The organism is Metabacillus malikii, from assembly GCF_030813355.1.
In the GTDB taxonomy this organism is placed as follows: Bacteria; Bacillota; Bacilli; order Bacillales; family Bacillaceae; genus Metabacillus; species Metabacillus malikii.
This window is the reverse complement of record NZ_JAUSUD010000010.1, coordinates 40,593-62,888: the sequence shown is the minus strand read 5'-3', so window position 1 is coordinate 62,888 and position 22,296 is coordinate 40,593. Positions and strand designations below refer to the sequence as shown.

Below are 22,296 nucleotides of genomic sequence, written 5' to 3'. Positions count from 1 at the left end.
ATTAATTACTCACGTGGGCATCGAAAAAGCGTTTCGCAACATCAAATACGTCTTCACGTTCGGGTTCACTAAAAATTTCATGGTAAAGTCCAACCCATTCTTTATACGACTTTTCTAATAAATCTACTTTGTTAAACCACTCCTTTACTGATGCCTTATCAACGATTTTATCATCTCCGCCTTGCATCACAAGCAGCGGAACCTCTTGAAATGAATCAACTTTTTTATGTGCTTCTTCTATTGCTTTTAGGAGCTCACGATACCAGCGTACAGATACCTTCGTCACATATAACGAATCATTTTGATCGGCATCCTGTACTTCTTTATTCCTTGTCGCCATTTCAATCGATAAATTCGATTCAACTTTAAAGGACGGTGCGAGTTTATTTAAACCTATAGAGGCTAAATTTAAGGCTTTATTCGGTTTATATAAAGTACCTAAACACGGTGATGATAATAAAACAGCTTGAATGTTTTTGTGCTTTTCTTCTTGTAAAGCACGGATAACAACTAATCCGCCCATGCTATGACCGAGTAAAAATATTGGAAGATGATAGCTTGCTGCTTCATCTATCCATTCATTTAATTCGATTATATATTCGTCGAATGATTGAATATGTCCTCTTCTTCTTGTTGTAGTACCTTGCCCAGGTAAATCCCCCATCACAACATGATAACCAGCTAGTTTCCACATTTCAACGAGCCATTTATACCTGCCATGATATTCTGCAGCTCCATGGACGATAATGATTACACCTTTTGGGTCATCAGCGTCTGTTTTCCATTTCCACATTATTATGTGACTCCCTTCGTACAAACTAAAAAGGAAACGACCAACAGTCTTTGTTTTGTTATAATATATGGTAAATTGTTTATTCCCATTCTAAATAGCTAAACTAGAAACACTCTTGTTATAAGAAAGGAGAAACAGGCATGATGTATCCATATAAAGAAAACCATCCAGAAATAGCTGATTCTGCTTTCATTGCAGATTACGTTACAATTACAGGTGATGTCAAAATAGGTGATGAGTCAAGCATTTGGTTTCAAACGGTTATCCGTGGCGATGTCGCCCCAACAATAATCGGTAATCGTGTAAATATTCAAGATTTATGCTGTTTACATCAAAGTCCAAACCGACCATTGATAATAGAAGATGATGTAACCGTTGGACATCAAGTGACCTTACATAGTTCAATTATTCGTAAACAGGCATTAATCGGCATGGGTTCGATCATATTAGATGGTGCCGAAATAGGTGAAGGTGCTTTTATCGGTGCAGGTAGTCTTGTCCCGCAAGGTAAAGTCATTCCTCCTCATACACTTGCTTTCGGCCGACCTGCAAAAGTTATTCGTCCATTAACAGAAGCAGATGTGCATGATATGGAACGGATTAGACGTGAATATGTAGAAAAAGGGCAATATTATAAATCGCTTCAAAAATAAAGGCTGTTTTCGTAAACATTGTTGCTTTTAACTGAGTTGTCGTTTAGGGTTTGTCTCCGCTACAGTACTCGCTTTCCGCGGGGTGGGTGGTGAGCCTCCTCAGCGTTAACGCTTGCGGGGTCTCACCTCTCCCACGCATCCCGCAGGAGTCTCGCACTTCCGCTCCAACAAACCCTTAAAAAGGTTAGTGCAAAAAGCACCAATCTTTTAGAATAGAGCCAAAATAAATGATGCATGATAAAGGTCTGATTTCTCCAACAAACATTGTCATTTCTATACTGTGTTTCTGGGGGGCTGGCCTTTTAAACATTCATGTTATTTTTACAGCATGTGATGAAGCAATAAACACAAACTTCGTCTCACAATAATTTTGACAGCTCTCCCCTCACATTCCCTTGGCGACATTCATATGTTAAATTTATACCACGCTTGTAAATTACTTTAGTACTTATATCCATGTTACCATTCCTATACCATATATCTAGGGGACTTATTAAATGTTTCAAAATTTGTCATGAATATTCATCGATTTGATTAACTCCTCATACGCTACTACTATCCATTCATTATCCATTTCCTTGTTTAAAGATCATTAATTTTTTGAAAATTATCTGCTGAAATTATTTACAATTTCTTATTATTAACTTTATATTCGTCACTTACAATAATAGTAAAGGAGCTAAAAGGAGCGTTTCAAATATGAGAACTAAACTTTTTACAAACATGTATGATTTTGAATGCAGGTTGTTTAGAAGTGTAAATCGCCATTACGATCAAAAGCTGCTTAACTTTTATTTTCGGCATATTACCCATTTAGGAGGTGCGATTGCAACAATCTCAATAAGTTTGCTGCTCATCTTTTTCACAAGAGGACTTGTACAATTTATTAGTATCGCAAGCGCTGCATCACTTTTAATAAGTCACCTGCCTGTAGCATTAGTGAAAAAGCTTTATCCACGGAAACGTCCATATATAGCTTTAATGGAAACAAAGGTCACGGATAATCCTTTACAGGACCATTCTTTTCCATCCGGTCATACGACAGCTATTTTTTCGGTTATTATTCCGTTCATTTTATTTATACCAGAGCTTTCTTTAGTTCTTTTACCGTTGGCATTTAGTGTTGCGGTATCAAGAATGTACTTAGGATTACATTACCCTTCCGATGTGCTAGTAGGCTGTTTGTTAGGCTGTACATCTGGAATCTTCAGTTCCTTTATGTTAGAAAATTATATGTTACAGGCTATCATTTAGCTTTCGTTATTATTTAGTGTGACGTTTCCTTTTGAAGAGAGGCTCTTTCTAGTACCTTATTTTCATTACTGGGGGAATTCGATGAGAATTGCTATCTTTACCGACACTTTTGCACCTGATGTAAATGGAGTAGCACGCACATTAAAACGGTTAACAGATTATTTTGAAAAAAGGGGCTACGAGTATAGAGTTTTTGCACCAGAAAGTACAAGTGAAAGTCGATTTTCCAGTCACATTCATCGATTTACTAGTCTGCCGTTCTTTTTATATCCTGAATGTCGTTTAGCCCTGCCGAATATGCTCCATGTCAAGGCTGAGCTCTTGCGTTTTAAACCTGATTTAATTCATGTCGCAACACCTTTTAATATTGGATTATGCGGGCTGCACTACGCAAAAAAATTAAATATTCCAATCGTTGGCTCTTACCATACTGATTTCGACCAATACTTAGATTATTATGATTTGCAATTTTTATCTAAGTTTTTATGGAAGTACATGCATTGGTTCCATCGGCCATTACGAAAAATCTTCGTGCCATCTTATGAAACAATGGAACAATTAAAAAGAAAAGGCTTTTCCAATCTTAGGATTTGGGGCAGAGGTGTTGATTGTTCTTTATTCCATCCGAATTACGATAAACATACAACACGTGAGAAGTTTCAGCTTCAGCGAAAATTCACGCTCACTTATGTTGGGAGATTAGCTCCGGAAAAGGACATTGAGACATTAATGAAGCTTGCTCGTCAGCTACCCGAACCTTATAACAGTCAAATTGAATGGGTAATTGTCGGTGATGGTCCTTCGAAAGAGGAAATGATGAAAAACGCTCCTGCAAACATGACATTTGCTGGTTATCTAAATGGGAAGCAGCTTGCAGAGATGTATTCTTACTCAGATTTATTCATTTTCCCTTCGCCAACTGAAACGTTTGGCAATGTCGTATTAGAGGCTCTAGCAGCAGGTACACCAGTCGTTTGTGCAAACTCTGGCGGTGTAAAAAATATTATTAAGCATGATGTAACAGGCATATTATGCGAACCAAAAAATGTTGACCAATTTAAACAAGCAATTATTCAATTATTATCTAATGAAGAGCAACGAGTCAATATGGGGAAAGAAGCACGAAGTTATGCCCTCACTCAATCATGGGACCATATTTTGGAAGGGCTATTAAAGGAATATGTTGATACCGTACGGGAGATGGAACATATTCGTTATGCATAAATTTTATATAAAAGGATGTGTTCATGATGAACACATCCTTTTATTTAAGACTTTTCCGCAATATTTATCACGATATCATTTATTGTTGCGCTAATCTCTTTTACTGTCGCAGATGATTTCGTAATAGCATGGATTGAATGTATTTGCTCATCAACAGATGCTGTAATTTGCTCCGTTGAAGCAGCGGTTTGCTCTGCTACTGCAGATACATTTTGTATCGAATCAACAATTCTCACTCCGTTTGCAGATACCTTTTCAATTTCACCGTTTAACGTTGTAATTCCCTCGATAATTCTGTTTATCGATGTAGAAATTTCGTTAAATTCTGATTCTGTCTCAAGCACACTACTATTTAAACCATTAGAAATCTCTGCAGTTTGCGCCATAACAAGTACTGTATTTTCTGTTTCCTTTTCAATGTCTTGAATCATCGTTTGAATTTGTGATGTTGCTTGATTTGTTTCTTCAGCAAGCTTCCGAACTTCTTCGGCAACAACCGCGAATCCTTTACCATGTTCACCAGCTCTAGCTGCTTCAATACTTGCATTTAGCGCAAGTAAATTTGTTTGTTTTGAGATATTATCAATTGTCGTAACAATTCCTGAGATTTGATCAACACTTTGGAATAATGTTGTAATTCCCATACTAATTTGGTCTAGCATATTTGCATTTTCTTTATTAGATGCCTGTAGTCCAGTTACACTTTCTTTACCTGTTTGAACAGCTTGTGCACAGTCTTTTGTTAATTGAATGATGACATGACTCTCTTTAGACATATTATCAATGCTATCTTGTAAGTCACTTGCCATTTGGCTAGTTGATTCAATATCAGCTGCTTGTGATACCGACCCTCTAGAAATTTCATTTAATGCTGTTCCTATTTCCTGACTAGTCGCATTTGTTATTTCTGATAACGACGATAACTCTTTAGATGAGCTTTCTAACGTTTTACCAGATGCGAGCAAGTTGCGGAAAAATACACGTAGACCTTCATTTATTTTATTTAAGGAGTGTGCAATTTGTCCAAATTCATCAGATCCCTCTTTTATTGGCGTTTCATACAATTTCCCTGCAGCTAACATCGCTGTAGTTGAAACAATCGTTTTGATTCCCTTTAGTTTTTTCATAATGAAAAAATATAATATTGTGAAACATACAATCGTAATAAATGCCGTTGTTCCAAGTAAACTCCATAGCAATGAGCTTGTATTCCCACTTTCAATTGCATGATTTGCAAACATAAAGCTTAATAAGCTTATTGAGCTTATCATGACGATGACTAACACTATGATGCTTATTAACAGCTGAGTAGCAGTCTTTTTAACAGGTCTATCAGTTGTATTCATCTTCTTCCCCCACATTCTTTCATGATATATTTATTATATCGGTTATGAATGCGTTAACATTTAGTCTTTTAGACATATATTTATAGAATCTTTATAGGAGCAATTCCCTATACACTTTACACAGTCAGATTGCAGATCAAAAAAAAGAGAATCACTCTACATGACTGTCCCTCCACTAACACAAAGCATATGATTGATTACTAGATTTGTATTCAATCTATCAATGTTTTATTGAAGGTGTCAGACCGTATGAGTTATCCTCATCAATTTTATGAGAAATCAAACTCCCATTCTTCTTTTAAATATAAGTAAAGTACAAAGATAATATTTTCAAGTTCCTCTGTTGTCTTATCTTTTTCCAGTTGTTCGATTTTAGGAAAAAGTCTTTGTGCTAGCTGAATAGTTAATAATTTACGTTCAGCTGATGGGAGGTTTAATACCCGATGACAATATGTATGAACAAGCTTCCATTCCTTTTCTCCTAATGAGCGTAGCACCCACTCATCTAATAAGAGTGATTCCTTAGAAAGACCTCTTGCTTTTATTTCTTTCTCAATGGCAGATAATTTATTTTTCTTCTTTCTACGTTCATGAACAACTATCGTCCCTGCAACGAGGTCTCCTAATCTTTTATTCTTCGAGTGGAAGAATACCATAAACATCCCCAACAAATAGTATGCTGGCAGCGAATCGATAATCCTTAATAAGTTCCGAATAAAACTTGATAATAATGTGATACTATGACCATTATCTTGAATAACTCGGATACCAACGATCCGCTTTCCAACCGTTTTTCCGCCTGAGAAATATTCCAGTACAACATAATAAGCCCAATTAAGTATAAATAACACAATTAACATGATAGCAAATGGAATACTAAACATTAGCTCATAAGAATAAAAGCTTAACGACGAGAACCCATAAATTAGTAATAAAAATCCTATTACGATAAGAATATTTGCAATGGATAATAAGATTTGGTCAATTATAAATGCAGCTGCCCGGCTTCCTAATCCCGCTGATTGAAATTGTAATGAGACAAACTCCGGTGTTTTAATATCAATTTTTTCTCGCTCCATCTTTGTTGCACCTCTTTCTGGTTATTATTCCCTGAAGCTATTTCTATTTTTCTCATATATTACTATAATAGTAAGGTACTAGTAATAAAAACATTGCTAAACAGGTCTAGTGTAGCATTTTTAGACAACTTAGCTATCTACTTCCTATATTTATATTGGCCAACAAACGGAATGATTTAAAGGCTCTTTTCCAAGGTATTGTGAAAACTATTTCGAAAACGGCCTATTCTTAAAGAAGAGGTGTACTAAATGAATGTGAAGCAATTTGTGAAACAGCATCGTGATGATTGGAAACAGCTTGAACAAATCATTGTAACGCTACATAAAAATAAACGGAATGTAAAAAGTCAGGATATTGATGAGTTTCATCGTCTTTATTTAAAAGCAGCACAACAGCTTTCATACAGCCAAACGTATTTACCGAATGAAGAAGTAACTAACTATCTGAATGGTCTCGTTTCAAAAGCACATAATTTATTGTATAAAGACCAGCTTTCGAGTATGAAGCAAATCCAGCAATTTTTCAGCACGACATTTATCGGATTATTTTTAGACGAATGGAAATTTATATTAATCGCCATGTTATTATTCACACTCGGTGGAGTTGGTAGCTTCTTTGCAATTGTTAATGATTCGCTACACCTATATTCGATTCTTCCCGCTGAAATTGCATATGGAGTAAATCCTAGCCAATTAGGTGAAAATGAAGTTGACGCATCTATAATGTCCTCAAGTATTATGACGAATAATATTCAAGTTGCGATTCTCGCCTTTGCGAGCGGCATTACATTTGGTATCTTAACGGTTTACTTACTTATTTATAACGGAATAATCGTCGGTGCGCTGGCAGCTGTGTTTTGGAAACAAGGTATGATGTATGAGTTTTGGGCATTTATCGTTCCACACGGGATGGTTGAACTTGCAGCAATTTTCATAGCTGGTGGCGCTGGCTTACTTATGGGCTACAAATTGTTCGTGCCAGGTAACTATTCGCGCGGTTTCCAACTAAAGAAATATGCAAAGCATTCCGTACAACTATTCTTAGGGACTGTACCATTATTTGTTATCGCCGGGATTATTGAAGGCTTTATTACCCCAGCAGACATTTCGCTTGAAGCAAAGTACTTTGTAGCAATTACTACATTAATCGGGTTAATCGTTTATATTTTGATTGGCTATCTCCGTTTACAAAAAACAAGGGCTGCTACAAGAGCCCTCGATTCATCAAGTCAATATATGCAGTAACCGCTGCAGTAGCAAGCTTATCTTCCTGGGCCTCAATCATTTGCAGGCCCTGTTTTTCCCACTTAGCTTTTTCCCGCTTTTTGATTAGTACTTGCTGCTGGGCAACGCTCTTCATCATCGCCAGCTCTACGTTTGTTGGGTCTAATTTTACCTTACCCTTAATCATTTCATCCTCAATTCCAAGCACTAAAAAATAATGACGTTGTCTAATTCGTTTTAAATAAATTAAGGCGTTCTCTTCATAAAGGAAGGTTCGAACATCACTAAATAATATAATAAAACTCCGCTTTTTTTGAATACTTTGTAAATATGTAAAAACAGCAGCATAGTTTGATTCAGCAGCATCTACTTCAATATGATAGATTGCTTGTAGGATCGTTTGCAGATGTGCCATCCCTTTACCCGGTGGAACATAAACTTTTATATCTTTAGAAAATGCAATAACCGCAACATAATCCCCTTTTTGCAATGCTGCAGCAGTCACCGTTAACGCAGCTTCCACAGCTTTTTCCATGCGATTCGTTTTTGTTAATTCTGCCCCCATCATTCTCCCGCAGTCTATTAAAATAGTCACATTCTTCCCATGCTCTGGCTCATATTCATTTGTCATAACTTCTTGGAGTTTTGCAGTTTGACGCCAATTGATTTTGCGTGGGTCGTCCCCAACAACAAAGGAACGAATCTTTGAAAACTCTCCACTTCCACTATGATGCTTCCGAATGTTTACACCTTCATGTAGTAAAAACTTTTGCGCATCTTCTAGATATTGCTTTGTCTCTGTTAAATCCGGAATAACTTTCATTTCATCCTCAATTTTGAGAGTTACTTGTTTCTCCCATAAACCTAGTAAACTTGTATATCGAAAATAGAGCTTTTCAATCTTGTATTTCCCTCTTACCGTTGCTTTTGTGTTGTAGGAGGCAACAACAGCAGTCTGAGCACCTATTTTACCTTTGAATGGCAATTCTTCTCTTGTAAATGACTGTGGAATACCATCTTTAAAACGAAAACAAATCGGATACTTCGAACGATTTTCAATTGCTATGTCAACTTGATATGTTTTCCCTCTTTCTAATTCATGGACGAGATTCCGACTGAACGCCAATTCTTGCTTGTGTGGAGAAAAAAATAAATCAAAGAAACTGAGTAAAATAAAAAGCGTGTTGATAATAACAACAAATGTCCATGATGCGTCCCATAAAGTAGTAACAAGGAGTAACGCAGACAAAGCGATATAAACATAGACAAATCGAAATGTTGGTAAAACTCCTCTATCTTGGAACAGGAATCGACCCCACAAGCTCGTCAATGATTTGGTCAACGGTTGCTCCCTCCAATTCTACATGTGGAGATAATTGAATGCGGTGTCTTAACCCTGGTTTTGCAACCATCTTCACATCATCTGGTGTAACATAATCACGTCCGGATAAATAGGCCCACGCCTTGCTTGCCCTTCCAATTGATATTGCCGCACGTGTACTTGCACCGAAGCGTATCGCCTCTGTCTCACGTGTTTTGCGTACCAGCTTCATCATATAATCAAGGACGGAATCTCCTATCGTCACTTGCTCAATTTCCTTTCTTATTGATAAGAACTCATCAATTGTTAAAATTGAAGTCTCTGTCCCAACTATTTGCTTATTTTCTAACACCTGTTTTAAAACATTAAGCTCTTCTTCTAATGACGGAAAATGAACCTCTAGTTTAAATAAAAATCGGTCCTGTTGCGCTTCTGGTAATGGATATGTCCCTTCGAATTCAATCGGATTCTGAGTTGCCACGACAAAGAAAACTTCAGGTAGAGAATACGTTTCACCGTGAATTGTCACCTGTTTTTCCTCCATCGCTTCTAAAAGTGCTGCCTGTGTTTTAGCTGGTGTACGATTGATTTCATCTGCCAATAAAATGTTTGTAAAAATAGGACCTTTTAATGTTTCAAACGTGCCTTCTTTCATATTGTAGATCGTACTACCAGTAATATCACTTGGCAGGAGGTCTGGTGTAAACTGGATCCGCGAAAAATTGCCACCGATTAAAGTTGCAAGTGTTTTAACCATTTGTGTTTTTCCTGTCCCTGGTACACCTTCTAATAATACATGTCCACCTGCTAAAATCGAAGACAGCAGCAATCTGATATTTAATTGTTGCCCTTTTATTTTATATTCATATTGTTCTAGTAAGGATGTTAGCTTTACATTCATCCTTCCTCCACCTCTTTCCTTAATTCATCTATTTGTTTAGACCATTCTAAATAATCCTTCTTTGAAATCCTTTTTTCTCGTAATAGAATTGTTAAGCGTCCTACAAAGTTTTGAATATATTTATGTGAGTGCCTCGACCTATTACTCATCTTTCCTTCACTATCTAACCAGCTTGTTTTATAAGGAATTCCCCAACGTTCCTGTAATAGTAGCTTCAAATAATCTGCTTGAATCGCGAGCGCATCACGATATTGTTCACTTTTTAGATACCATGCAGCAAGTGCCTTTATCCGCTCATCACTAAATCGAACGGTTTCCTCTCGCGGTACCATAATATACCCAAAGCGCTTTCCACGATACCATAGGAAAAAGATGACAATGATTCCACCTTGGATAACGAGCAGTAAAAACCACTTAGGATATACCTTCATAATTGAAGTTTCTTGATCACCATGAACATATTCATTGAAATAAACTGTCTTTATATCCTCAACTTCATTTAGTAATTGAAGGACGAGTGGTAAATGATCCGCTTTTAATATGTGCTCATTTGTCATCCAGTTCGGGTTATTGGCGATGATGAGTTCCCCATCTCCATAAGGACGCTTCAATGCCATTGTTTGTCCATCTCCGCTTTGTAAAAGGACTTCATCTGTCTCTTCAGGAACTAGATAAACATTATTCAACATCTCTGATTCATAGACTCGATTATTCATATCTGATACTATCAGTGAAGATTGTTCATCATCTGTAAAAATGATATTCGTATCAAATAAATCTTTCGGATTTGCCATCATAAGTAAAATTGTATTACCTGCTTCCATAAATCGGGTATACTGTTCAACTTCTTCAGAATCAGGGGTAATAGTGGGTTCAATCATAATGAGTAGTTGCTGTTTATCTTTATCTAATAAATTTGGGACGTGTGACCACCTATTGACAGCCCCAAGGTGATGATCTAAATATGTATAAAATGCTTTCACTCCACTAGGTGCCGGGGAATGTGAAACATAATTGGGGTATGATTTCTTTTGACCTGTGCCAACGTAATAGCTGCTAGCGAGAACGATGAGGATGAGGACTGAAAGCAATGTCCATTTATTTCGTAATAATTTCTGCAAATCGTGTCGTTCCTCCTTTCCTCTTATTAATTCTATTGTTTATTTTTCTCTAAGTCTTGTCCATCCTGAATGAGCTTTAGAACATTCTTTTTGTATGTACGATATTCTTGTTCCTTTACTACCTTTTCCCCATATGTTGCTTCATCAAATAATAATGCTAACTCATAAAATTGCTGTGCCCAATTTCCTTTTACTTGTTTTAATTCATCATAATACTCCCAATTTGTTTTCCATATTCGTGCAATTAACCATTCCTTTTCATGGAAGTACAACAACAGTGCTAGAAACATATGTCTTGTCGCCTTTTTGTACTTATTTGTAGCCTCAAGCTTATTCGCTTCAGCAAGATGCATCTCATAGGTCCATTTTAATTCATCAATAGACTGTAACGGCATATTTTTATGAATCGCCCGATTTCGATTCCGTTTTCGTACTAATAGAGTTACGAGTAATAGCAACAAAACAATCGTAACGACTACAACAAAGAATAAAACAGACCCTGAATGGTCTTTTGTTATTTCTATGTCTGGGAATATGTTGTTTAAAAACTCATTAAACCATGCTTTCAAATCTTCCCACCATTGCTCGAATATAGTGTTCGGTTTTTCTTCATATGCCTTATATTCCCGACCATTTAAGATGTCAGTAAGCTCTTCCCTTGCCTGCTCCTCATTCAACATATAATGTAATCCCCCCTTTACCGCATCTCGTTTCTCTAGTTAATGTTTCATAAGAAAAAAAGTCAAGAAACAGTAAACTGGATACTTCTTGACTATGAAATTAACGATTAATACTCATCAAGTAAATCTTTTAAATCATCTGCATCATGTCTTATTTTCAAATCTAAATACATAACAGCATATCCTACCGAGAAGATTACCGTTGTTACTAATGTAACTAAATTAACGATTATTGATTGTAGCACACTATTACCTAACAGCAAGGTTGCTGTAATTTGTACAGCATTACTCACACACATAATAATTAATAAAAAAATGACATAAAGACCAACTAGCTTCCACGTTTGTTTTCTCGTTAACCGCCAACTCCGTCCTAAACCAGGTGTCCCTTCCTTTAATGTCACAGAGCCAAAATAAAAGCTCCATTTTGTCATTAAGAAAAGATAGCCGACTCCTAACCCTAAAAATAATGGAATCATCAAGAGAATACCGACAATCGGAACGATAAAGAATAAAACACCACTAACTAACGATAATAGAATAATAGGAATAAACACTATACCGACCAAGATTAATCCGAATAACAGATTGCTTCCAAGTAGTGGCCAAAACCGTGTAAACGCACGTTTAATTGCAGTTCCGACAGTCACTTCCTCGTTCTTTCTCATTTGGTCGATCATAATAATAATTGCAGCCTGTGCAACAGGATAAAATAAGAATCCAATTAACATTACAATGAAATAACCAATTGTTAGACCTATACTCCCAGACTCTATCGTTCCTGTATTCTCGAGCTGTGTTAAAAATTGTTCAAACCAATACCCTTCCGAAAGTGATTCTCTAAAAAAACTAGTTCCGCCTATTAATAAAATAAGTGCCTCGATTAAATAAATCGGTCCAACTAATAGTAATAAAATAAGAAAGAAATCCGTGAAACGTTTTCTTGCTAATTGAAATGTGAAATCTAAAATTTCACCAAACCCTTTAGGTTTATTTAATTGTGTATTCACACATTTACCCTCCTAATAGACAATTCTTCCAACAAAAACTATTTTAACATTATTTTTCTATTAATCATCTACATTTTTGGAATTAAATTTCCTTATTTCTTGGAACTAACAGAATAACTGTGAGCAGCACCATAATAAGCTATGCAAGCTCAAAACGATTTAGAATAGAAACAAAGAAGGCATTCTGACTTCGAAGGGCGGGATCAAAAGCTGGATGTCGAGCGCTTAGCCAAAGTGCTAGGGTTTTGTAATTTACTAAACACTAATAAAAAGAAGCTCATATGTTAAATATGAACCTCCTTTCACTTTATGAGTCATGCCACTTTCCCATACCTCAATTCAACTTCTTTTAAGGGTAAGTAAGTAGATTAAATCCAAAATTATAGATACGTTAAAGCAATTGTTTCAAAGAATACAATCGTTGCATGACCCCTACTTTGCAGCTATGTGAAGAGCTATTTAGCCCGTCCACTTTTTATATAAATGTATGTAGTTAAGGAAATGATAACTACGTTTATGATAATTTATTATTTTATGAGTTCTACTTGTTGCTTGTTTGTTTTTACTGGAATGTTGCCTTCGATAAATTGGCTGTGCCATAGCAAGAAAGTTATGACAGTCCAGAGCTTTCGACTATTATCTTGCTTTCCTAAACGGTGCTGTTCTAACAATTGTTTTACATATTGTTTATTAATGATGTGCTCTGTCGGGCTATTATTTAATAGATTCATCGTCCAATCAAATAATTCATTCTTTAACCAAATACGAATAGGGACAGGAAATCCTAGTTTTCTACGATTTACGACATGCTCAGGTATGATGTCCTCAAATGCTTTTCTTAAAATCGCCTTCGTTGTGCCATTTGCGATTTTAGTTGATGTCGGAAGCTGGGAGGCTACTTTAAAGACATCTTTATCTAAGAACGGTACACGGAGCTCTAATGAATTCGCCATCGTCATTCTGTCTGCTTTCATCAAGATATCTCCACGAAGCCATGTATACATATCAATTAATTGCATCTTACTAACATCGTCTAAATGGCTAGCTGCTTCAAAAATAGGCTTTGTAATCGTATGATAGCTTGTATTCATCTCATAAGCTATCACCTTTGCAATTTCCGTTTCTTTGAAAATATGGGCATTTCCAATATAACGGTCCGCTAAACCTGTACAACCACGATAAATAAAGCTTTTTCCTTTAACTCCATCTGGAATATGAGAAGAAGTAGTCAGTAATGCTCGTTTCATCCATGCTGGAATATGGCCCCACATTGCTAAATCAATTGGCTCTTTATAAATATTATACCCTCCAAAAAGCTCATCGGCCCCTTCACCTGATAGAACAACTTTTACATGTTTGCTAGCTTCTCGGGCGATAAAATACAACGGAATTGAAGCAGGGTCCGCTACCGGATCATCCATATGCCAAATAATTTTTGGTAATTCTTCGATAAATTCCTCAGGACTTACGAGGACCGTCGTATGATTTGTCTTCAAAATATCTGCGGTTCTTTCTGCTACATCTACCTCACTATATTGTTCATGCTCGAAGCCGACAGTAAATGTTTTTAATGTTGGATTCAGTTTCTTTGCTAAAGATACTGTAATGGTGGAATCAACACCACCCGACAAAAACGCTCCTACTGGAACGTCACTGCGCATATGTTTCTCAACGGAATCAGTCATTGCATTTCGGATCGCATCTTTTGCAGATTTTTCATTCGTATTTGTTACAGGCTTTAAGCTCGGTTTCCAATAAGCTGTGAACTCACACTTACTCATACCGGCTTTTTTAATAAAATAATGTCCTGGTGGAACCTTTTTGATATGGGTATCCATCGTCATCGGCTCAGGAACATATTGAAATGCTAAATATTGTTGGAACGCTACTTTGTCCAATTCTAATCGGTCTATTAATGGTAATAAACTTTTACTTTCTGACGCGAAGAACATTGCATCTTGGCGGTCAATATAGTAGAGAGGTTTTATCCCAAAGTGGTCACGAGCTCCAAATAAGGTCTTTTCCACTTTATCCCAAATGATAAATGAAAACATTCCTCTTAGTTTATAAACAACATCTTTTCCAATCGCTGCATATAGGGCGATAATTACCTCCGTATCACTACTTGTCTCACAAGTAATCCCCCAGCTATTTAAAAGCTCGCGTAATTCAACATGATTATATATCTCACCATTAAACGTCATAATGTAACGGTCATGCTCATAACGAAATGGCTGATGACCATGTTCGATATCAATAATACTTAATCTACGAAAGGCCATTGATACATGTTCATCATGGTAGTACCCTTCATCATCTGGTCCCCGATGTTCTATCGCTAGATTTGCTTCCTTAAATCTATCCAAACGTTCATTATGAACTAGTGTTTCTTCGTTATATATACCTCCAACAAAACCACACATCTTACTCACCAACCATTCTTTTATATCGAAATTCCTAAATTTGTATTAACAAAAATAAGACGTAACGAAAAAGAAATTGTTTCAAAAAAAGACAAAAAAATGATATTTTTTCTATTTTTCTACAAATAAAGAAGCTGGAGACGATTTAATGTCTCCAGCTTCCTTCGTTTTTACTCATGGTCGTGATGTGTACCATTATTCGTTTGTGCATCTTCATGTTCTTTTTTCATTGCTTCGTCAATCTCACCAATTTGAATATCTGTTGATGGCATCGTGTGGATTTTTCGAACATCAGTGTGAGCGATAATTGTATAAATCCCATCTTCTTTAAATTGATAAGTAATTTCGTATGTACCGGTTTCAGCTAGTTTAGCGTCAATTTCCTCTGACTCATCGTTGCGTTTTATTTCAAAACGAACCTCTGCATCATCAACTAGCTCTTCTCCATAATAAACTTTGGCAGCGATCGGAACATCTTGATTTTTCTCTGCCTTTTCCGCTACGACAATTTCAACTCTCGGTGCCAAGACTTCATCATCCTGACTATTTGTTTCATGTTTGTTATGGTCTTCTGACTCCTGACAAGCAGTGAAAACTACCATACCCAACAACAACAACAAGAAAACTAGTAACCTTTTTTTCAATCAATTCATCTCCGTTTCGGAAGCAGGGGGACGGTTCTTCTGCTTCATTGCTTAAAAATTGCTCATAAAGAATCTTTTTAGGCTAACCCACTTATTCCCATAATCTTCTCAATTATAATATGACTGCAAATTGAAAAGAAGAAGCAAAGAACGGTTCTTTTTGCTTCCTTTTCCTAGAAAAGGAAGCAAGAGAACCGTCCCCATGCTTCATTATCTTAGTGCTTGTGAACTTAATATATCTGCTTTGTCTGTTCGTTCCCATGGTAGGTCTAAGTCGTTGCGGCCGAAGTGTCCATAAGCAGCTGTTTGCTTATAGATTGGGCGACGTAGATCAAGCATTTTGATGATTCCAGCAGGACGTAAATCAAAGTTGCTGCGGACAACTTCTACTAAAACATCCTCAGATACTTTGCCTGTACCAAACGTATCAACAGCTATCGATACTGGCTGAGCAACACCAATTGCATAGGCTAATTGGACTTCGCATTTATCTGCTAAACCGGAAGCAACAATATTTTTCGCAACATATCTTGCTGCATATGCTGCCGACCGGTCAACCTTTGTCGCATCTTTACCCGAAAATGCGCCACCACCATGACGTGCATAGCCGCCATATGTATCAACAATGATTTTACGTCCAGTTAAACCGGCATCTCCTTGTGGTCCACCGATGACAAATCGACCTGTTGGATTAATAAAATATTTTGTCTGTTCATCAATTAATTCAGCAGGTACAACAGGATTAATAACATATTCTTTTACATTTCGTTGAATTTGCTCTAATGATATTTCTGGATGATGCTGTGTTGAAATAACAATCGTATCAATCCGAACTGGTTTATCATTTTCGTCATATTCAACTGTGACCTGTGTTTTTCCGTCGGGACGTAAGTAAGGAAGAATATCCTCCTTACGTACTTCTGTTAATCGACGTGAAAGCTTATGAGCTAATGAAATCGGCAATGGCATTAATTCAGCTGTTTCATTACATGCAAAGCCAAACATTAGACCTTGGTCACCTGCACCAATTGCTTCTATTTCTTCATCAGACATCGTACCTTCACGTGATTCAAGGGCACGGTCCACTCCTTGCGCAATATCAGCTGATTGCTCATCAATTGATGTTAATACGGCACATGTTTCTGCATCAAAGCCATATTTCGCACGAGTATAGCCAATACCTTTAATCGTATCACGAACAATTTTTGGAATATCCACATATGTACTTGTTGTAATTTCCCCTGCAACTAACACTAATCCTGTCGTTACAGAAGTTTCACATGCTACACGTGCATTTGGATCCTTTTCAATAATCGCATCAAGAATTGAATCTGAAATTTGGTCACAAATTTTATCCGGATGACCTTCAGTTACAGATTCAGAAGTAAAGAGACGTTTTCTACTCATATACTGCTCCTCCTCGTTTTTTCGGTTATTATATTTGATCCGGAACTCTTCCCTAAGTAATACCTATTAGTTACTCATTAGAGGTTGATTAATAACTTCTGACTCCTTCAACTACTAACACCTAGATACAAATGTGTACTAGTGATAAACATTATGTATCAGTCGTTTGATAGAAAGAGTTGAGTCAACCTCCAGAGCAGCAGGTTTCGCTAAAGCGCCTAGCCTTATATACACATAAAAATCTTAACTTTTTTATGTACTATATAAGGGGCGACCGCACATTCCTTAGAATCACGTTGGCATGTTTTGTGAACAGAATTATTATGTACCTTTATAGGAAAAGCGCAAGACGCCTGCTTATCGGCGACAAGCATAAGACAGGCTGGCTGGAAGGTTGTTATCTTTCTCCTTCTAGACAGCATGGCTTACACCTCGAGCCGATGGCGCCTGGAGCTAGACAACAAGACTAGGTACAAGAATATATACTATCTCACTTTTCAAAAAAAAAACCTTTCCCCTGTTGAGGAAAGGTTTTGTAATCGTTCAACGCCTTTCGCTCTTATCGATCAAGGGCTTTTGCCTTGCTTCAGGTTAGCACCTTTGCACCGGAAAAAATCTCATAGAAATTCACACGAAATAGAGTAATTGCTATTGTGTAACTCATTGATTTTTCCTTTGATACAGGTTGCTGGGTTTCATAGGGCCTGTCCCTCCACCAGCTCGGGATAAGAGAATCCGTTCAAGATAATATCTTAGCGTACTGTTACACCTACTGTCAAGCTTAAAGCTAATAAAGTATTCATCTAAACTTACTATTAAAAGACGACAAATGATATAAAGATTCTATTATCTCTTTAATAGTCTTACCCTTGTTTTTGCAAATTATTAGTTTAATTCATTCGAAATTTAGATTTTATCATACATACTTGACGTAGGAAATGAGGCTGAAAATAAAATAAACCACCTAAATGAACGCAAACATTGTTTTTGTTTATTTGAGATTTTATGTACGAAATAAATAATATATTGATTGGATCTGATTGCGAGACTCCTGCGGGATGTGTGGAGAGGCGAAACGTGAGAAGGCGTTTACGCAGAGGTATTTGAAAAGCGGGGGCAAGCTTCCCATTGAGTACAAACTCAGACGGACATCGACTAAGACTAAAGGAATTACGACGTTCCTTCGGCGAATCGATGATGGTGGTAGGGTGATGACCTGAAGTTTACTTGTCGTAACGCCGGAGCTATGTGGTCACCACCTCCTCCACTATTGGAGAGTACTGGTGCGGAAATCAACCAGAACAACTACCTCGTAAAAACAATAGTGTCACTTAATTTCAATTTTTATATAGTCACATTAGTTCAGTTCGTTGTATTTAACGCGATTAACCGGTATAAAATGGTTGTCTGATTTCGTTGAAGCTCGAGCTTTTCAACGACAGCCTCACCGATAAGTTCTCCATGTATCGTCTTTCTAACTTCTAGAGGAATCTCGATTGGATAAATCCGAAAGCCTTCCTTCGTGAGCTCGAAAACATTTTCCTCAATTCGTTTTTCATTTCCCTTTGTCACAATCATTGTATTAAATTCAACAGGCATTCCCATAAAGAAAACCTCCTTTTAATAACAAGCTATCATACACTTCTATCATAACATTTCACTGTTTAGTCTGCTTAGTGATTTTTCATCCAGACACAGAGACGATGCAACGTTTCTCTATTAATCGCAGGAGGAAAATAGTGTGTAAACTCTTCAAAATACCAGCTCTCTACTTGTTTATCTAATTCTTTCATACGCTTTTCTAATCGATAAGCATGCTCGACTGAAACATTTTTATCTTTCACACCATGTATAATCAGGACCGGTGCAGTTAATTTTTCTAATTTATACAGTGGAGTACGCCATACATAACGCTTCGGAAACTTTGCAGGACTCCCACCAATGACTCTCTTCATCATTCTCCGCAAGTCTTCTCGCTCCATATATGTTAAAAACATATCAGAAACCCCACCCCATGTCACAACAGAGCGAATTTCCTTTGATTCAATTGCCGTAAGCAGTGCCATTACACCACCACGAGAAAATCCAAAGGCATGGATACGTTGCCTGTTCACCTTTTCATGTTCCTTTAATAGCTCAATTGCAGCAATCGCATCAAAACGATCATCACCAGCAAAGTCTTCATTTCCTTCACCACCTTGATTTCCGCGGTAGTAAGGTGCCATCACAACAAACCCTTTAGAAGCAAATTGGATAATGCGGCCAATTCTGACCATGCCTACATTTTTTATGCCTCCTCTTAAATATAGCATCCCATCATAACAGCCTTCTGCTTTCGGTACAGCTAATAAGCCCTTTACTTTTAACTGATTTGACATATATGTAATTTCCCACAATTCAATCTGTCGATTAGGAGAAGGATATTTCACCTTGCTAATTATTGTGCCATTCATACAAGCAACTCGCTTTCTGTTTATTTTGTGCTATAGGCATTCACACATTTTAAGTGATTTCATAAATTATCATAAGACATATTCATATACTATCATATCCTATCATTTGGGAAATTTTTACTTATCGAATATACTGATGCAATTTGCATCTAGGAGGTATTTTCATGAAAAAATGGTTATTCACAGCGCTGCTCTCGTGTATGCTTGTCATTACCTTGTCAGCATGTAATCAGGCGAAAACAGAAAAAATACGACTCGCTGAAGTAACTCACTCTATTTTTTACGCACCGCTTTACGTAGCAATGTCTGAAGGTTTTTTTGAGGAGGAAGGTCTTGATGTAGAATTAACGACTACATGGGGTGGAGATAAAACAATGACATCCCTCCTCTCAGACGGTTCAGATATTGCCCTCGTCGGTTCGGAAACATCCATCTATGTCGAAGCACAAGGTTCATCAGACCCTGTAATTAACTTTGCACAATTAACGGAAACTGACGGTACTTTCCTTGTGAGCCGTGATGAAATCGATAACTTTGAATGGGAGCAATTAAAAGGTACAACATTCCTCGGACAACGTAAAGGTGGTATGCCCCAAATGGTGGGTGAATATGTACTAAAACAAAATGGGATTGACCCAAAACAAGACTTAGAGCTCATCCAAAATGTTGATTTTGCAAATATACCGTCAGCATTTGCTTCCGGCACTGGAGATTATGTACAGCTTTTCGAACCACAGGCAAGTATTTTTGAAAAAGAGGGAACCGGGCATATTGTCGCTTCATTTGGTACTGAATCTGGGAAAGTACCTTACACAACATTTATGAGTAAGCAAAGCTATTTACAAGAAAATGCCGATACAGTCAAGAAATTTACAGCTGCGATTTATAAAGCTCAGCAATGGGTTAAAGAAAAAGATGTCAAAGAAATAGCTGAAGCGATCGCCCCACAATTTGAAGACACGGAAAAAGATATAATCGAAACCGTTGTCGAACGTTATAAGAATCAAGGCTCTTACGCTGAGAACCCTATATTAGATAAAGAGGAATGGACGAATTTACAAGATATTATGGATGAAGCTGGTGAGCTCCCAGCCCGAATTGATTATGAAACATTAGTAAATACCGAATTTGCAAAGGATGTCAGTGGAAAGTAAAGGAGGGTCCGTTTACATGTCATTTTTAACAATCAATCATCTGCAGCATATTTATTTTACAGAAAAGTCAGCTACAGTTGCATTAGAAAATATTAATCTCTCCATTGAGGAAGGAGAATTTATTTCCTTCCTTGGCCCTAGTGGGTGTGGGAAAACGACTTTGTTATCGATAATCGCCGGACTTATTAAACCGGTAGAAGGATCTGTGTCGATAACAGGTAAAACAATATCAAAACCAGATTCAGATATTGGCTATATGCTGCAACAAGACTATTTATTTCCTTGGAAAACAATTGAGGAAAATGTCACATTAGGGTTGAAGGTCATCGGAGAAAATACGAAAGAAAAGAAAGAAAAAACTTTAGCATTACTAAAAGATTTGGGGCTAGAAAGTGTTGGAAAACAGTATCCACATCAGCTTTCAGGTGGAATGAGACAAAGAGCCGCTTTAGTGCGCACATTAGCTTCGAATCCAAAAATCCTCCTACTAGATGAACCATTTTCCGCACTTGATTATCAAACGAAATTAAAGCTTGAGGATTTAGTTGTGCAAACATTAAAAGATTTTAACAAGACTGCTTTACTCGTGACACATGATATCGGGGAAGCAATTGCCATGAGTGACCGCGTATTCGTCTTTTCACGAAGACCTGGTACGATTATGCGAACATATGTAATTCCAAATGAATTAAGAGAAATTACTCCTTTTCATGCTAGACAACATCCGTTATTTTCAACGCTATTCCAACAAATATGGAAGGAGCTGGAGCAACTTGAATCAGAAGGAAACAATTGACCTTCTCCATAAGCATTACAAGCATGGGTTAAAAGTAGAAAAGCGCTGGGTTCGCTTTTATCAACTATTAATTTTCATCTGCTTCTTTGGGCTATGGGAACTTGCAGGTCAGCGTGCATGGATTGATCCACTCTTATTTAGTTCTCCGTCGAAAATCTGGGACCTCTTTGTATCAAAATTAAGTGACGGCTCTTTACTGCCACATATTGGGGTTACCTTATTTGAAACAGTTTTAGGGTTTATTTTAGGAACACTTTTAGGGGTTTTACTTGCAGCACTCTTATGGTGGTCAGAACGATTATCAAACATACTAGACCCTTATTTAGTCATCCTAAATGCAATGCCAAAGGTTGCTCTTGGTCCAATTTTAATTGTTGCCCTTGGACCTGGATTTGTTTCAATTATTGCTATGGGTACAATTATCTCAGTCATTATTACGACAATTGTTGTGTATACGGCCTTTAAAGAAGTTGATGAAAACTACGTGAAAGTGCTTAGAACGTTTGAGGCCACTCGATCACAAATTTTTAAAGAAGCAATACTGCCAGCTTCATTCCCAACGATCGTATCAACGTTAAAAGTGAATGTAGGTCTTTCATGGGTAGGCGTCATTGTAGGGGAATTTCTCGTCTCTGCAAAAGGATTAGGGTATATGATTATTTACGGATTCCAAGTTTTCAACTTCACCTTAGTGTTATTAAGCCTACTCATCATTGCCATCTTTGCAACGATTATGTATCAAGGTGTTGAACTACTTGAAAACAGATTAATAAAAAACCGGAAAATAGGATAAGATAACATCTGTCACACAAA

General features: G+C 37.1%; 20 protein-coding genes and 1 riboswitch. Of the genes, 7 read left to right on the top strand and 13 right to left on the bottom strand.

Going from position 1 to position 22,296, the window contains the following annotated elements; all coding sequences use genetic code 11:
• Window position 1: 1 nt before the first annotated feature.
• Window positions 2-793, bottom strand: coding sequence for an alpha/beta hydrolase (locus J2S19_RS11410; protein ID WP_307341608.1), 792 nt, complete (start codon window positions 791-793; stop codon window positions 2-4).
• A 140-nt stretch (window positions 794-933) separates the two neighbouring features.
• On the opposite strand from J2S19_RS11410, the gene J2S19_RS11405 reads away from it, so the two are divergent.
• The 3 genes from J2S19_RS11405 to J2S19_RS11395 all read left to right on the top strand — a co-directional run bounded on the left by J2S19_RS11405 (window position 934) and on the right by J2S19_RS11395 (window position 3,924).
• Complete coding sequence (locus J2S19_RS11405; protein WP_307341606.1) at window positions 934-1,446, top strand: gamma carbonic anhydrase; 513 nt, start codon at window positions 934-936, stop codon at window positions 1,444-1,446.
• Between the two features lie 699 nt (window positions 1,447-2,145).
• Window positions 2,146-2,700 (top strand): phosphatase PAP2 family protein, encoded by a 555-nt coding sequence (locus J2S19_RS11400; RefSeq protein WP_307341603.1) that lies wholly within the window; start codon window positions 2,146-2,148, stop codon window positions 2,698-2,700.
• 81 nt (window positions 2,701-2,781) lie between these two features.
• Window positions 2,782-3,924 (top strand): glycosyltransferase family 4 protein, encoded by a 1,143-nt coding sequence (locus J2S19_RS11395; protein ID WP_307341600.1) that lies wholly within the window; start codon window positions 2,782-2,784, stop codon window positions 3,922-3,924.
• A gap of 44 nt (window positions 3,925-3,968) precedes the next feature.
• Here the strand turns inward: J2S19_RS11395 and J2S19_RS11390 are convergent, their stop codons facing one another.
• Window positions 3,969-5,270: a methyl-accepting chemotaxis protein gene (locus J2S19_RS11390; protein ID WP_307341597.1), complete on the bottom strand. Its 1,302-nt coding sequence runs from the start codon at window positions 5,268-5,270 to the stop codon at window positions 3,969-3,971.
• Window positions 5,271-5,539: 269 nt separating this feature from the next.
• A complete protein-coding gene (locus J2S19_RS11385) occupies window positions 5,540-6,349 on the bottom strand; it encodes an RDD family protein (RefSeq protein ID WP_307341594.1) in 810 nt (269 codons plus the stop codon).
• Between the two features lie 249 nt (window positions 6,350-6,598).
• On the opposite strand from J2S19_RS11385, the gene J2S19_RS11380 reads away from it, so the two are divergent.
• Window positions 6,599-7,594 (top strand): stage II sporulation protein M, encoded by a 996-nt coding sequence (locus J2S19_RS11380; RefSeq protein WP_307341589.1) that lies wholly within the window; start codon window positions 6,599-6,601, stop codon window positions 7,592-7,594.
• Here J2S19_RS11380 and J2S19_RS11375 read toward each other — a convergent pair.
• The 10 genes from J2S19_RS11375 to J2S19_RS11330 form a co-directional block, all read right to left on the bottom strand.
• Window positions 7,554-8,915 (bottom strand): DUF58 domain-containing protein, encoded by a 1,362-nt coding sequence (locus tag J2S19_RS11375; protein WP_307341586.1) that lies wholly within the window; start codon window positions 8,913-8,915, stop codon window positions 7,554-7,556. The two genes, J2S19_RS11380 and J2S19_RS11375, sit on opposite strands and share 41 nt — an antisense overlap.
• Window positions 8,866-9,795 (bottom strand): AAA family ATPase, encoded by a 930-nt coding sequence (locus tag J2S19_RS11370; protein WP_307341583.1) that lies wholly within the window; start codon window positions 9,793-9,795, stop codon window positions 8,866-8,868. Before J2S19_RS11370 ends, J2S19_RS11375 begins: the two co-directional genes overlap by 50 nt.
• Window positions 9,792-10,916 carry a DUF4350 domain-containing protein gene (locus J2S19_RS11365; RefSeq protein ID WP_307341580.1) on the bottom strand — a complete coding sequence of 375 codons (1,125 nt, stop codon included), beginning with the start codon at window positions 10,914-10,916 and terminating at the stop codon, window positions 9,792-9,794. The genes J2S19_RS11370 and J2S19_RS11365 overlap by 4 nt, the downstream gene beginning before the upstream one ends.
• Window positions 10,917-10,948: 32 nt before the next feature.
• Window positions 10,949-11,596, bottom strand: coding sequence for a DUF4129 domain-containing protein (locus J2S19_RS11360; RefSeq protein WP_307341577.1), 648 nt, complete (start codon window positions 11,594-11,596; stop codon window positions 10,949-10,951).
• Window positions 11,597-11,703: 107 nt separating this feature from the next.
• Window positions 11,704-12,606, bottom strand: coding sequence for a DUF7847 domain-containing protein (locus J2S19_RS11355; protein WP_307341575.1), 903 nt, complete (start codon window positions 12,604-12,606; stop codon window positions 11,704-11,706).
• A 527-nt stretch (window positions 12,607-13,133) separates the two neighbouring features.
• Window positions 13,134-15,029 (bottom strand): asparagine synthase (glutamine-hydrolyzing), encoded by a 1,896-nt coding sequence (gene asnB / locus J2S19_RS11350; RefSeq protein WP_307341572.1) that lies wholly within the window; start codon window positions 15,027-15,029, stop codon window positions 13,134-13,136.
• A gap of 170 nt (window positions 15,030-15,199) precedes the next feature.
• Window positions 15,200-15,673 (bottom strand): FixH family protein, encoded by a 474-nt coding sequence (locus tag J2S19_RS11345; RefSeq protein ID WP_307341569.1) that lies wholly within the window; start codon window positions 15,671-15,673, stop codon window positions 15,200-15,202.
• A 210-nt stretch (window positions 15,674-15,883) separates the two neighbouring features.
• The gene (metK, locus tag J2S19_RS11340; protein WP_307341567.1) at window positions 15,884-17,080 is read right to left on the bottom strand and encodes a methionine adenosyltransferase; all 1,197 of its coding nucleotides are present in this window, start codon (window positions 17,078-17,080) and stop codon (window positions 15,884-15,886) included.
• Window positions 17,081-17,636: 556 nt separating this feature from the next.
• Window positions 17,637-17,812, bottom strand: a riboswitch (SAM riboswitch).
• A gap of 630 nt (window positions 17,813-18,442) precedes the next feature.
• Window positions 18,443-18,685 (bottom strand): DUF2584 domain-containing protein, encoded by a 243-nt coding sequence (locus tag J2S19_RS11335; protein WP_307341564.1) that lies wholly within the window; start codon window positions 18,683-18,685, stop codon window positions 18,443-18,445.
• 68 nt (window positions 18,686-18,753) lie between these two features.
• Complete coding sequence (locus tag J2S19_RS11330) at window positions 18,754-19,533, bottom strand: alpha/beta hydrolase family protein (protein ID WP_307341561.1); 780 nt, start codon at window positions 19,531-19,533, stop codon at window positions 18,754-18,756.
• A gap of 164 nt (window positions 19,534-19,697) precedes the next feature.
• On the opposite strand from J2S19_RS11330, the gene J2S19_RS11325 reads away from it, so the two are divergent.
• The 3 genes from J2S19_RS11325 to J2S19_RS11315 are packed head-to-tail and all read left to right on the top strand — an operon-like array spanning window position 19,698 to window position 22,276.
• Complete coding sequence (locus J2S19_RS11325) at window positions 19,698-20,687, top strand: ABC transporter substrate-binding protein (RefSeq protein ID WP_307341559.1); 990 nt, start codon at window positions 19,698-19,700, stop codon at window positions 20,685-20,687.
• A 16-nt stretch (window positions 20,688-20,703) separates the two neighbouring features.
• Window positions 20,704-21,483 (top strand): ABC transporter ATP-binding protein, encoded by a 780-nt coding sequence (locus J2S19_RS11320; protein ID WP_307341556.1) that lies wholly within the window; start codon window positions 20,704-20,706, stop codon window positions 21,481-21,483.
• On the top strand, window positions 21,461-22,276 hold the full coding sequence (locus J2S19_RS11315) for an ABC transporter permease (RefSeq protein WP_307341553.1): 816 nt from the start codon (window positions 21,461-21,463) through the stop codon (window positions 22,274-22,276). The genes J2S19_RS11320 and J2S19_RS11315 overlap by 23 nt, the downstream gene beginning before the upstream one ends.
• Window positions 22,277-22,296: the final 20 nt, after the last annotated feature.